Source organism: Acinetobacter legionensis (genome assembly GCF_048552295.1).
GTDB lineage: Bacteria > Pseudomonadota > Gammaproteobacteria > Pseudomonadales > Moraxellaceae > Acinetobacter.
Genome location: NZ_JBIMCW010000006.1, coordinates 42127 through 55436 on the forward strand (window position 1 = coordinate 42127; position 13310 = coordinate 55436).

Sequence of the window (13310 nt, forward strand, 5' to 3'; positions counted from 1 at the left end):
CATGCTTCGGTAGAGTCATTTTCTCGGCTTAGAGAAAATGTTATTGCTTGCTTTGATATTTTTACTCGAAGGGTGATCGAAAAAAACATCTGAAACTAAAGCAAGCATTTTTGTAGTTTTAGCGAACAAAGTCAAGGTTTCTATCAGGCTTTTTATTGTTTATTTACCAAGCGTTTATTTTTAAAACTATTCCTTTTTTTTGGTTGTCTTATAAATAAAATTTTCAAAGACTTATAAACCAATAAAATTGCAAAATAATTATTTAAAATTTTATTTTTCTGTATAAAATAAATACGATTTCTAAAATACCCAGATCAAGCGAAAACAATCCGATGTATATTAGATAGCAGAATGATTTTTCGTTTTTATCTGAATAAAAAATGACTCAAAGGTTTTATAAAATGAAACAACGTCAACGCTTTGCACACACAGCTTTTGTATCGACAATTTTTGTCTTATTCTCTGTGATTGGGGTCAGCGCCAGTCATGCAAAACAGTATTATAAATGGGTAGACAGCAAAGGCTCTACCCATTACACCACCACACCGCCGCCGAAGAATGCGCGTAGTCAAAGCAAGGTGAATACTTATGGCTATCACGGAGATTCGACACCCACCAACCCAACGCCAACAACTCAGCCGCATACACCCCAAAATCAGCCACAAAATGGGCAACCACAAGGTACACAACCTGTAACTCCTGCACCAGTGGTTAACCCACCGAATATACAACAGCCCAATGTCGCACCACAAAATGGGCAAAATACACCTATTAGTGTTGCCCCAGTCAATAATTAAATTAAAAGTAAAATCACAAGTTTTTCAGATTTAAAAGCGCGCAAAATTCACTTTTTGATGGATTTTGCGCTATGCTGTGTGCACAGTTTTTTAACCATTATTCTCAAATACATTTATGACTACTCATATTGACCCTGAATATCAAGCAAATGCGATTGAGCCTCAAGTCCAAAAAGACTGGGAAGATCGCAAATCGTTTAAAGTTGCCGACACTGTAGAAGGTCCACGTCGTTATATCCTCTCGATGTTCCCTTACCCAAGCGGCAAACTGCATATGGGTCATGTGCGTAATTATACTATTGGTGATGTGATCAGCCGTTTTCACCGTCTCAAAGGTGAAACTGTGCTACAACCGATGGGTTGGGATGCTTTCGGCTTACCTGCTGAAAATGCAGCGATTGCCCATCAAGTTGCGCCAGCAAAGTGGACCTTTGAAAACATTGCATATATGCGCGATCAATTGAAGAAACTTGGTCTATCTGTCGACTGGGATCGCGAATTTGCCACCTGTACACCAGAGTATTACCACTGGGAACAATGGTTATTTGTACAGCTCTATAAAAAAGGCTTGATTTATCGCAAGCTGTCTACAGTAAACTGGGATCCTGTAGACCAAACTGTTCTTGCAAATGAACAAGTTGAAAATGGACGTGGTTGGCGTTCAGGTGCATTGGTAGAAAAACGTGATATTCCAATGTATTACTTCCGTATTACCGATTATGCACAAGAATTATTAGACGATTTAGATACCTTAAAAGACGGTTGGCCACAACAAGTTTTAACCATGCAACGCAATTGGATTGGTCGTTCAACGGGTATGGACATAACCTTCCCGTCGGCAAATCCTGAAGTTTATGCAGATGGTTTAACGGTTTATACCACACGTGCCGATACCTTGATGGGGGTAACATATGTTGCGGTTGCAGCTGAACACCCTCTAGCGCTCAAAGCTGCTGCGATTCAATCTGAGGCAGGCAAGCCAGAACTTGCTGCCTTTATTGAAGAATGCCGTATGGGTTCTGTTGCAGAAGCGGATCTTGCGACTGCTGAGAAAAAAGGCATGGCAACAGGTTTATCAGTTAAACACCCTGTTACAGGTCAAGATATCCCTGTTTGGATCGCAAACTATGTATTGATGTCATATGGTTCAGGCGCGGTAATGGCCGTTCCTGCACATGATGAACGTGATTTTGAGTTTGCCAATAAATTCAACTTACCAATCAAACAAGTCATTGATGCTAAAGGCTCAGATGATGCCGAATATTCTGCGTCTGAATGGCAAGAATGGTACGGTTCTAAAGAAGGTAAATTGGTCAATTCAGCTGAATTTGACGGCTTAGACTTCCAAGCTGCTTTTGATGCATTTTTGAGCAAATTAGAACCACAAGGTCTTGCCAGCGCTAAAGTTCAATTCCGTTTACGTGACTGGGGTGTTTCTCGTCAACGTTACTGGGGTTGTCCAATTCCGATGATCAACTGTGACAAGTGTGGTCAAGTCACTGTTCCAGAAGATCAACTGCCTGTTGTTCTTCCAACAGATGTGGTTCCAGATGGTTCAGGCAACCCTTTAAATAAAATGCCTGAATTCTATCAAACAAAATGCCCAAGCTGTGGTGGTGATGCACGTCGTGAAACCGATACTTTGGATACCTTTGTAGAATCATCTTGGTATTATGCGCGTTATGCTTCTCCTGATTTCACAGGTGGTTTAGTTAAACCTGAAGCTGCAAAATCTTGGTTGCCTGTAAACCAATATATTGGTGGTGTAGAGCATGCCATCCTACATTTACTTTATGCTCGTTTCTTCCATAAACTTATGCGTGATGAGGGTGTGGTACAAGGCAATGAACCATTTACCAACTTACTGACTCAAGGTATGGTTTTAGCGGATACCTTCTATCGTGAAGCGGAAAGTGGCAAAAAAACTTGGTTTAATCCTGCGGATATTGAGTTAGAAAAAGACGAGAAAGGTCGTGTACTTTCTGCTAAATATTCAGGTGATGGTCAAGACGTTGTGGTTGGTGGCCAAGAGAAAATGTCGAAATCGAAAAATAACGGTATCGACCCACAAGCGATTATTGACCAATACGGCGCAGATACTGCACGTGTATTTATGATGTTTGCTGCACCACCAGATCAATCTTTAGAATGGTCTGATGCGGGTGTCGAAGGTGCAAACCGTTTCTTAAAACGTGTATGGCGTTTAGTTGCAGGCTTCCTTGAAAAAGGCAACCATGCAACAGCAATTGATGCTTCGACACTTTCCACTGAAGCACAAGACCTACGTCGTAAAACTCATGAAACGATTCAAAAAGTGGGTGATGACATCGAACGTCGTCATGCGTTCAATACTGCGATTGCAGCTTTGATGGAACTACTCAATGCCAGCAATAAGTTTGAAGCAAAAGATGACAACGATGTTGCTGTAGCACGTGAAGCGATTACCACTTTATTAACTTTACTTGCACCATTTGCACCACACTTAAGTCAGACCTTATTGACTGAGTTCGATATCGATTTAACTTCGGTACTGTTCCCTACGGTTGATGAGTCTGCATTAACACGTAATACACAAACGATCGTAGTTCAAGTCAATGGTAAGCTTCGTGGCAAGTTAGAAGTCTCTGTCGATGCATCGAAAGATGAACTATTGGCATTGGCTAAAGCATTACCTGAGGTTCAACAATTCTTAACGGGTCCAACCAAGAAAGAAATTGTGGTTCCAAATAAACTTGTGAATTTGGTGGTTTAATTTCCTGCTTAAATCCCCTCTCCTTCTAGGAGTGGGTTAGGGAGAGGTCATTCCCCTCATCCTAACCTTCTCCCTAAGGGAGAAGGGACTTTAGTAGAATAAACAAAACCCAAACAAAGCCCGTTGTCATTCAACGGGCTTTGATTCTAAAATGGCGTGAATTTATAAAGATTAAATATTCCATATCCAATGGAATTTCATGAGGACAAAGCATGCATTTAGTTCAACGTGTTGCTGCAGTTGTATTAACTTTAGGTCTAAGTGCGGGCTTAGTAGGTTGTGGCTTTCATTTAAAGGGCACCAATGCCCAAGCAACACCTTTGGTTTACACCAAATTACAACTAGTATTACCTGCAAATACTGAAGATCTTGAAAAGAAACTCAGTGTTTATTTAACTGCAACAGGTGTCCAACTGAGTAATTCAAGTGACGCTTATGTATTACGAGTATTAGACTACAAGCCTGTTCGTCATGAGTTAAATGGTAAATTGGTGGAAACACTACTCCGTCTAAGTGTTACTTTCCAGATTGAAGATAAACAAGGGAATCCGATTACTGAACCTCGGACCTTAAATGCATCTCGTAGTTATCAATATGATGTTGCAACAGTCAACACAGATGATCAACAATATAAATATCTCAGCCAAATTTTGATTGATGACATTGCACAACAAATGTCGCGTCAAATTGCAGCCAATCGCTTACCTAAAGCACGTACTCTTTCGACCCAACCTGTAGCGCAATAATTCTATGAAACTTGACTATTTACAAGCCCTTAAACGTGTTGATGAAGCGCGAGGTGTCTGGGTTTTACATGGTCAAGAACCACTTTTAGAACAAAACCTACTGGATGCTTTAAGAAAAAGCTGGGCAAAACATGAAGTAGAAAGACAACGCTATGATCTCAATAGCGTTTCCGACTGGAAAAATGTCTTTAATGCTTTGAATAGCTTATCTTTATTTTCTCAAAATCTTGCACTTGAAGTCCATGGCAATATCAAACCTGATGCCAATGGACTCAAACAACTTAAACACTATATTCAGCATAATGAACACAACCTACTTGTGATCATTATGCCTAAACAAGACTCGAGCAACCTAAAGTCAAGCTTCTTTCAAACAGTTGAGGCCAATGGTGTTGTGGTTGCTTTAACCGCTAATTACCCACAAGACCGCCAACGAATATTGTCAATCGAAGCAGATCAACTTGGTGTCCAGTTAAATCAAGATGCCTGGATTTGGCTTGAACAGCACCATGAACACAATCTATTGGCTGCAAAAAATAGTCTGATGCGTGTTGCAGATACCTTCCCTGATCAAAAGCAGATTGAAATTGAACATTTACAAGAATGTCTACAGGATCAATCACGCTATAGTACATTTGATTTAAGTGATGCGTTGATTGCTGGAAACTTGGCGCTGTCAATTAAAATTTTCCAATATCTTGTGGAGTCAGGCGAACCCAACAGTTTAATTTTATGGACAATTAGTAAAGAAATGCGTCTTTTGATGCAGTTGTATGAACAACCACAAAATGCCTTACAGCTCGGTATTTGGAAAACTAAGATTTCTTTGTACCAACAAGCACTTAGACGCTTAAATCCACATTCGTTTTTAACTTGGCCACAACTGCTATTGCGTGTAGATGCCGCTATTAAAGGACTCAGCAAAGAAAGTCCAGAACATATCATTCAACAATGTATTGCTGAACTATGTGGAAAAACTTTATTTATCAATGCTTAGGCAAATATTATACAGAATAATTCTCATTTCGATTTATTTTAAAAAATTCACGCTTTATCCTTATTTCCTCATTATAATTTGATCAATTTTTCTCTCAGCCCAAATTATCGCTATGCCAAAAATAAAACCAGCCAAAGCCATTCTTATAGCGGTCTGTCTAGCCATCATTGCAGCGATCGCATGGTACGTGTTAAAGCCTAAAAATACACAACCTCAGTATATAACCTCAGAAGTTACACGTGGTGATATTGAAGATGCGGTTCTTGCAACAGGTGATTTAGAAGCAACCAAGATGGTGAGCGTTGGTGCCCAGGTTTCAGGTCAAGTCAAAAAAATGTACGTCAAGCTGGGTGATCAAGTTAAACAAGGTCAATTAATTGCACAAATTGATTCAGTGCGTCAAAGCAATGACTTAAAAACGGCTGAAGCAAATATTAAAAATCAACAGGCCCAACTGACAACCAAACAAGCGACTTTAGCCAAAGCTGAGGCAGAATATAACCGCCAAAAAAATATGTATGCACAAGATGCAACGTCTAAAGCAGATTATGACAGTGCCTTAGCGGCATTTAAAACAGCACAAGCTGATATTGCTTCGATGGATGCACAAATTGAACAATCCAAACTTACACTTGCAACATCACAAGAAAACTTAGGTTATACCCGTATTGTTGCACCTATGGATGGCACAGTGGTAGCCATTGTGACCGAGGAAGGTCAAACGGTAAACGCCAACCAAAGTGCACCGACGATTGTGAAACTTGCAAAATTGGACACCATGACCATCAAAGCACAAGTGTCTGAAGCAGATGTCATGAAAGTTCAAGAAGGTCAAAAAGTTTATTTCACCACACTGGGGGATAGTGAGAAAAAACGCTATGCAACACTGCGTCAAGTAGAGCCAGCACCAGAATCAATTAACACTGAAACATCAAGCAATTCATCTTCATCATCAACAAGTACAGCAATTTATTATAATGCCCTATTCGATGTGCCAAACGATGACGGTAAACTCCGAATTGATATGACCGCACAGGTGTATATCATTCTTGCTGAAGCCAAAAATGCACTGACTGTTCCTGCTGCGGCATTACAGTCTTCAAACCGTCCACAACGTGCCAATATATCCGCAAAAGGTGCATCTGGTGCAAATTCAACTCGTTCAGCATCTGCGCCTCAAGGTCAAGCAAATAAAAATGGACAAAATACAGCTGATCGCCCAGAACGCCTTGAACTCACAGCAGATGAAAAGACTTTGATTGAAGAAGGTAAAGCTTCGGTTTCGATTGTTCGCGTTTTACAGGCGGATGGTAGTGCTCAACGTAAACAAGTTTTAATTGGTTTAAATAACCGTGTAACCGCCCAAGTACTACGTGGCCTCAATGAAGGTGATCAAGTTGTACTAGCAGATGGTTCAGATACATCCAATGACTCTGCAAAACGAAGCAATAAAAACAGTGGCCCAATGAGACTCTAAGCATGGATCAGAACAATCATCAGATCAAACCTCTACTTGAGGTCAGTAATCTGATTCGTGAGTTCCCTGCGGGTGAATCCACTATTCAGATTTTAAAGAGTATTAACCTTAAAATTTACCCTGGTGAACTGGTTGCTATTGTTGGGCAATCTGGTTCGGGTAAATCGACATTGATGAATATCTTGGGCTGTCTGGATCAACCCACATCAGGTAGTTATCAAGTCAATGGTCGTGAAACAGGTCAACTTGAACCTGACGAACTCGCGCAATTACGCCGTGAATATTTTGGCTTTATTTTCCAGCGCTATCACTTATTGGGTGATTTAAATGCCGCAGGAAACGTTGAAGTTCCAGCGATTTATGCTGGTATGGACCCGAGTGTGCGTCAAAAGCGTTCACATGAAATCTTGACTGACTTAGGACTCGGTGAAAAAACTGAAAACCGTCCAAATCAGCTTTCGGGTGGACAACAACAGCGTGTTTCAATTGCACGTGCTTTGATGAATGGTGGTGATGTCATCCTTGCGGATGAACCAACTGGTGCACTAGACAAGCACAGTGGTGTTGAGGTTATGCGTATTTTGCGTGAGCTCAATGCCAAAGGTCATACTATTATTCTGGTTACCCATGATATGAATGTGGCAAAAAATGCGACACGTATCATTGAAATCAGTGATGGTAACATCATCGCGGATAAGCCAAATGTTCCCGAACATGATGATGAGATTGATGTTGTTGTCGACCAAGAACCTAAGTCAAATCGTAAAAAATCATCCAAATGGCGCTCTGCATTAGATCGTTTTGCAGAAGCCTTTCGTATGGCATTGCTGGCAATGAATGCCCACCGTATGCGTACCTTTTTAACCATGCTGGGTATTATTATCGGGATTGCATCTGTGGTCTCGGTGGTGGCTTTGGGCAATGGCTCACAAAAGCAGATTCTTGATAACATCAGCAGTTTAGGCACCAATACCATTACCGTCTTTCAGGGACGTGGCTTTGGTGATAACTCGAAAACAGCACAGTTTAAAACCTTGGTTCCAGCAGATGCTGAAGCACTCTCAGAGCAACCTTATGTCGAAGCAGTCAGTCCAACAGTCAATAGTAGCGTAACAGCGCGTTTTAAAGACACCGAAGCTTCTGCAACCGTCAATGGTGTCAGTGCTGATTTCTTCTATGTACGTGGTATGACCTTTAAATCTGGGCAAGCTTTTGATAAAAACAGTATCACTGGGCGAGCGCAGGATGTGGTGATTGATGCCAATACTGAAAAGACTTTCTTTGCAGATGGCACCAATCCAGTAGGCCAAGTGCTGTTATTGGGTAGTGTTCCGAGTCGAATCATTGGTGTGATTGATGCACAGCAAGGCTTTATGGGCAACTCAGACAGTCTCAATGTTTATCTACCTTATTCAACCGTCATGAGCCGAATGTTAGGACAATCCAATGTCCGTAGCATCATCGTGCGTATTAAAGATGAATATCCAACTGCGGTTGCTGAAAATGCCATTTTAAGCTTGTTGGAACAACGTCATGGCGCACAGGATGTCTTTACTCAAAACTCTGACAGTATTCGTCAAACCATTGAACAGACCACTCAAACCATGACTTTATTGGTTTCAGCCATTGCGGTGATTTCCTTGGTTGTCGGTGGTATTGGGGTAATGAACATCATGTTGGTGTCTGTGACCGAGCGTACCCAAGAAATCGGTGTGCGTATGGCTGTAGGTGCTCGGCAAAGTGATATTCTGCAACAGTTCCTCATTGAAGCTGTTTTGGTGTGTATTTTGGGCGGTATCTTAGGGGTCCTGCTCTCTTTAGGCATTGGACAGTTGATTGGTCATATTGCCAAAGGCAGTTTCCAAATGGCGTATTCAAGCACCTCAATCATTGCAGCATTTGTATGTTCAACCTTGATTGGTGTGGTATTTGGATTTATCCCAGCTCGCAATGCAGCGCAGCTCAATCCTGTTGATGCACTTTCGCGTGAATAACCGAAGAATAAGGAAATTATTAATGCAAATGAATTTAAGCAAACTTGCAAGTGCCTTGATTCTTGGGAGTTCATTGGTCGGTTGTGCCGCTGTGGTTAAAACCCCATACGAGGCCCCTGCTGTGCAAATTCCAAATGGTTTTGTTTATGACAATGCAAAATCTAAACACGTTCAGGCAGATTTATATGCAGATCAGTGGTGGACCTTATTTGGTGATGCTCAGTTAAATCAACTGGTCAATCAAGTGATTCAACGTAATGCTGATTTGGCTGTCGCAGGGATTAACCTACAAACAGCCCGTTTAAGAGCTGGCTTAGCGCGTGACCAACAAGGTCCTCGTGTTAATTCTGGAGTATCTACAGGCCATAGCTTTGACCTTCATTCAGGTGATGATGCTGCCAAAGGCCTATCACTCAGTGCGGGTGTCAGTTATGAAGTGGATTTGTTTGGAAAATTAGCACGTCAAACTGAAGCATCGAAGTGGGAATCTTTAGCCACTGAACAAGACTTACAAGCGACTGGGCAGACCTTAATTGCCACAACCGCAAATTTATATTGGCAATTGGGTTACTTAAATGAACGCTATAGCTCTGCCCAACAAAGCCTAGCTGCTACTCAAAAAACCTTTGAATTGGTGCGTACTCAATATCGCGCTGGCGCAGTTTCAGGACTAGATTTGACTCAAGCTGAGCAATCGGTACAAAGCCAAAAAGCCAGTTTAAGTCAGATTGAACAGCAACGTGTTGAAACACGTACCGCTTTGGCCGTGTTATTACAAATACCTGTGCAACAGTTAAATATTCAAGAACCACAGCAATTACCGCAGATCAGTCTACCCAATATCTCAGCAGGTTTGCCGGCAGATATTTTGTCGCGCCGTCCTGATTTAAAAGCAGCCGAATTGCGTTTACGTGAATCTTTGGCGACCAAAGATGCCACCAAAGCCAGCTATTATCCTTCAATCAGTTTGACGGGGAGTTTAGGTTCAACCAGCACATCATTGACAAATTTATTGAAAAATCCTGCACTGACTTTAGGCGCAAGCTTAAGCCTGCCGTTTTTGCAATATAATGATATGCAAAAGAATTTAAAAATCAGTGAACTGGACTATGAAAAAGCCATTGTTCAATATCGCAATACCTTGTACCAAGCTTTTGCAGATACTGAAAATGCATTGTCGAATCGTACTGAGCTAGATAAACAAGTCGCCTTTCAACAAAAGAACTTGGAACTTGCGGAAAAAACAGAACGTTTGACCAATGTACGCTATCGTAATGGTGCAATTGCTTTAAAAAATGTTTTGGATGCCCAAGAAACCACGCGTAGTGCTCGTTTGTCTTTAGTCCAAGCCAAGCAAAGCCAATACAATGCTTATGTCACTTTGATGCAAGCTTTGGGTGGTAGTCCGATTAAGCAATTACCTTAAGAATGTGTTGAGATAAGAAAGCCCTGAGGGGCTTTTTATTTGATTATTTTTCCAAATGTATCAAATTGGTATGTTGTCGAAGCATCAACAACATAGGGGTCTGTAGCATCAACCTGACATTCATTTTCCACATTCTGAGGCCATTTAGGTTGTTTATCAGCACGAATAAATTTGTTCCGAGTATTCCCTAAAATTTTGATCATTGCTCGTGAGTAGAATGATCGAATTTCACTTTGATAATCTAATGCAACGATTTCCTTACTTGTTTCTAAAGACTCAGGGTGTGCTTCGATATTTAGACAATAACTTAACTTTTCAGCGGGTAGGCGATGAATTACACCTGCTACCTTTTTATTAAAATAAAGTTTCTCAGGTCCATTATTCATATATTCTTTGATAAATTCCCATATCTCCAATGTCTCTTGTTTTTTATTCTTACTGAGTGCAAAGGCAAAGGTATAAACTATCAAATCTTTGTTATCCTTGATAAACCCTTTGACTTCCCAAAAAGTACCTTCATATCCACCAAGTCGACTATTTAAAATAAAGTCAATTTTACTCCAATCACCTGTGAATATTTGGCCACTTACATCATAAACATAAACTTTTTGATTTATTCTGTTAAATCGGATTGGGTAATAGTTATAGCCTAATTTTTCATACTTTTTAAAATTCTGAAAACCTTTATAAAAAACGTAAAGAATACAAAAAAATAAAATATGCATTGGAGAAAAAACTACTATAAAAGCTAATAAACTTTCAGCATCACGAATTACTGTAATATAAAAAAATATAAGCCAAACAATTAAAATAACCGGAACTGCTACAAAAAAAACACCGAGCAAATTAAAATAAGAATTCCCCTTTAAGAAAAAGCTATTATTCACACATTCCATATAGGTAGAATTCATTTTTATAAAATTATAGCTATGAGAAATATTTGATTTATAAGTGGCTCTTTTGGAAAGAATGTTGTCCTTTTCTTTTGGGGTTAGATGTCTATCATTCTTATAAACTGGGTATTGTAAAGTGCCATTTAGCATAGTTAACCTATTAATATAATTTAAGATAAAAATTAATTTTAATCTTTTTATTTATCTTTCACGCTAAAGAAACCAAATTTTAAATTGTCTTTTGCTGTCACTATATAGGGATCATTTTCATCTACGGAATTATCTTTTTTAAGCTGTTCACTCCAGTAAAATGGTTTTGAAAAAACAACTGTAATTCGTCGCCCAAAGAACCGAACAAATTCAGGTAAAGCAAAAATAAGCGCATAGAGTGGTGTCTGAAAATGATTGATAAACACGGTTTGCCAACTTTGCTTAAAGGATTCTTTTTTCTCTTGAATATCATAACAATATGTTAATTTACTTTTATAATCTTGCTCAGGATCATCTATCCCTTTTCTATAGTACAGTGGTTCAGGTCCCTGTTCTGCATAAGTTTTTATAAATAGTAAAAAGCCTTCTATATAGTCTTTATGAATATTGGGTGTACCCAACTGTATATCATGTTTTATCACTTCACCATCAAGTATATAGGCATGTAACTCATATAGCGGTAGTCCAACGACACCTTGTGATTGAACGATATCAAAATACAAATCATCTAATGAAAATTGAGTGGCGTTCTTCACATCGGAACATACGGTCATGGTCTTTTTTTGTCTATGTATTAAAATTGGTAAATAAAGGGGCTTTAAAAAATCGAATTTCAAAAAGGGAGTTAACATTGTAAAAAAAATATACAATCCTCCAGCCATTAGCAAAATTGCACCTGAATAAATAATTATTTTTTCATCTTCGACACCATCTTTTAAAATAAAATAACTACCAAACAGAACTAAAAGAACATAAGGAATAGCCAATAAAAATAAAAAGATTAAATTTTTTCCTTTCCACACATAGTTTCTATTTGTTAATTCAATATAAGCAGAATTCATTTGAACCAATGAAAAATTATGATTAATCACTCGTTTGAGTTCAAAAGTATCCAGTTTAAAAAGTTGATACTTTTTTACACTTTCTCCCACCTTAGTACGAGGAACAAAATACCATGGGTTTTTCATTTATCTTTCATCTCAAACATACTAAATTCAAAGTTGTCTTTAAAACTGATTTCTTCTGGACGTTGTTGTTCCATTTTATTTTTAAGGATAACCTCTTTATGCCATACAGGTAGAGGCTTTATATTCAGCAATATTCGTCTTGCAATAAAATTACCAAGATCAAAAGGAAAAGAAAATAAAGCAGGAACCCAATTATCATGATAAATGATTCGAAATGACTTCCATGTATCTCGATAACTTTCTTTTGCACCAATGAGCTGTTGGCAAAATGTTAATTGCGTAAACGGGTCTATCGTTCCATACATCGGATTAGGCTTTGGATATAGTTCTGCTGGTCCCTTATGCATAAAATGACATATAAATGACCATAAGCCTTGGGTATTATCCCAACCGATCATTGGAAAGCCAATGACAAAGGTATGTTTTAAAATACCATCTTCAACAATATGCGCTCTAAGCTCCCTTAAGGTAAATCCTGAAAGACCAAAACTTGTCCCCATCACATAAACAACATCTTTCCAATCTCGCTCGATATACTCAGCATCAGTTAAATAAAAAAATACTTTACCTGTTTTTCGGTTAAATAAGATCGGCTTACATAACGTTTTTTTATAATCATATTTATAAAAAGGACGAAAAAAAACAAAAATGCAAAACCATATTATGAAAATAACAGAAGTTACAATTATAAAAGTTATAATAATAGAATCATTACTATCACCACCAAGACTAAAATATAAATATAAAAAATATAATGCAATTAAAATCAGAGGGAATGAAAATATAAATGGACTCAATCCTTTCCCAAGTCTTGCATAAGACTGATCTATAAGCTCTATATAATCGTCATTCATCCTTAGAAAAGACCAGTTATGATTGCGTTTAAATTCATCATACGGCGTTAAAAGTACATCACCTTCATCTAATTTTGAAAAAGCTATATTTTCTTTAAACACATCATAACCAAACACATGTTTTTTAATTTTATTTTTCATCATGTAACCATTTTACTGATGCTTCCAAATATCAAGCTATCAAAAAATATAATTT

10 protein-coding genes are annotated in these 13310 nt (G+C 38.7%); 7 read left to right on the forward strand and 3 right to left on the reverse strand.

What is annotated here, in order from left to right:
- Positions 1–401 precede the first annotated feature (401 nt).
- The 7 genes from ACG916_RS06435 (at position 402) to ACG916_RS06465 (ending at position 10189) form a co-directional block, all read left to right on the forward strand.
- Positions 402–797: a DUF4124 domain-containing protein gene (locus ACG916_RS06435; RefSeq protein WP_336953548.1), complete on the forward strand. Its 396-nt coding sequence runs from the start codon at positions 402–404 to the stop codon at positions 795–797.
- Positions 798–912: 115 nt separating this feature from the next.
- Positions 913–3549, forward strand: a complete 2637-nt coding sequence (leuS, locus tag ACG916_RS06440; RefSeq protein WP_419327671.1) for a leucine--tRNA ligase — start codon at positions 913–915, stop codon at positions 3547–3549.
- Between the two features lie 212 nt (positions 3550–3761).
- Positions 3762–4295 carry an LPS-assembly lipoprotein LptE gene (locus ACG916_RS06445; RefSeq protein WP_004725857.1) on the forward strand — a complete coding sequence of 178 codons (534 nt, stop codon included), beginning with the start codon at positions 3762–3764 and terminating at the stop codon, positions 4293–4295.
- A gap of 4 nt (positions 4296–4299) precedes the next feature.
- On the forward strand, positions 4300–5292 hold the full coding sequence (holA, locus tag ACG916_RS06450) for a DNA polymerase III subunit delta (RefSeq protein WP_336953545.1): 993 nt from the start codon (positions 4300–4302) through the stop codon (positions 5290–5292).
- A 112-nt stretch (positions 5293–5404) separates the two neighbouring features.
- A complete protein-coding gene (locus ACG916_RS06455) occupies positions 5405–6769 on the forward strand; it encodes a MacA family efflux pump subunit (RefSeq protein ID WP_419327672.1) in 1365 nt (454 codons plus the stop codon).
- 2 nt (positions 6770–6771) lie between these two features.
- Positions 6772–8763: a MacB family efflux pump subunit gene (locus tag ACG916_RS06460; protein ID WP_105714400.1), complete on the forward strand. Its 1992-nt coding sequence runs from the start codon at positions 6772–6774 to the stop codon at positions 8761–8763.
- A gap of 22 nt (positions 8764–8785) precedes the next feature.
- Complete coding sequence (locus ACG916_RS06465) at positions 8786–10189, forward strand: efflux transporter outer membrane subunit (RefSeq protein ID WP_419327673.1); 1404 nt, start codon at positions 8786–8788, stop codon at positions 10187–10189.
- A 35-nt stretch (positions 10190–10224) separates the two neighbouring features.
- Here ACG916_RS06465 and ACG916_RS06470 read toward each other — a convergent pair whose 3' ends face one another.
- Genes ACG916_RS06470 through ACG916_RS06480 form a run of 3 tightly spaced genes read right to left on the reverse strand, consistent with a single transcriptional unit; the run spans position 10225 to position 13255 of the window.
- Positions 10225–11232, reverse strand: coding sequence for a DUF6708 domain-containing protein (locus ACG916_RS06470; protein WP_419327674.1), 1008 nt, complete (start codon positions 11230–11232; stop codon positions 10225–10227).
- Between the two features lie 47 nt (positions 11233–11279).
- Positions 11280–12260 (reverse strand): hypothetical protein, encoded by a 981-nt coding sequence (locus ACG916_RS06475; protein ID WP_419327675.1) that lies wholly within the window; start codon positions 12258–12260, stop codon positions 11280–11282.
- Positions 12257–13255, reverse strand: a complete 999-nt coding sequence (locus ACG916_RS06480; RefSeq protein WP_419327676.1) for a DUF6708 domain-containing protein — start codon at positions 13253–13255, stop codon at positions 12257–12259. The genes ACG916_RS06475 and ACG916_RS06480 overlap by 4 nt, the downstream gene beginning before the upstream one ends.
- Between the last annotated feature and the right edge of the window lie 55 nt (positions 13256–13310).

Bases quoted from the DNA above. Each gene is read 5' to 3' on its own strand.
- ACG916_RS06435 (WP_336953548.1), top strand. From the start codon at position 402: ATGAAACAACGTCAACGCTTTGCACACACAGCTTTTGTATCGACAATT.
- leuS (WP_419327671.1), top strand. From the start codon at position 913: ATGACTACTCATATTGACCCTGAATATCAAGCAAATGCGATTGAGCCT.
- ACG916_RS06445 (WP_004725857.1), top strand. From the start codon at position 3,762: ATGCATTTAGTTCAACGTGTTGCTGCAGTTGTATTAACTTTAGGTCTA.
- holA (WP_336953545.1), top strand. From the start codon at position 4,300: ATGAAACTTGACTATTTACAAGCCCTTAAACGTGTTGATGAAGCGCGA.
- ACG916_RS06455 (WP_419327672.1), top strand. From the start codon at position 5,405: ATGCCAAAAATAAAACCAGCCAAAGCCATTCTTATAGCGGTCTGTCTA.
- ACG916_RS06460 (WP_105714400.1), top strand. From the start codon at position 6,772: ATGGATCAGAACAATCATCAGATCAAACCTCTACTTGAGGTCAGTAAT.
- ACG916_RS06465 (WP_419327673.1), top strand. From the start codon at position 8,786: ATGCAAATGAATTTAAGCAAACTTGCAAGTGCCTTGATTCTTGGGAGT.
- ACG916_RS06470 (WP_419327674.1), bottom strand. From the start codon at position 11,232: ATGCTAAATGGCACTTTACAATACCCAGTTTATAAGAATGATAGACAT.
- ACG916_RS06475 (WP_419327675.1), bottom strand. From the start codon at position 12,260: ATGAAAAACCCATGGTATTTTGTTCCTCGTACTAAGGTGGGAGAAAGT.
- ACG916_RS06480 (WP_419327676.1), bottom strand. From the start codon at position 13,255: ATGAAAAATAAAATTAAAAAACATGTGTTTGGTTATGATGTGTTTAAA.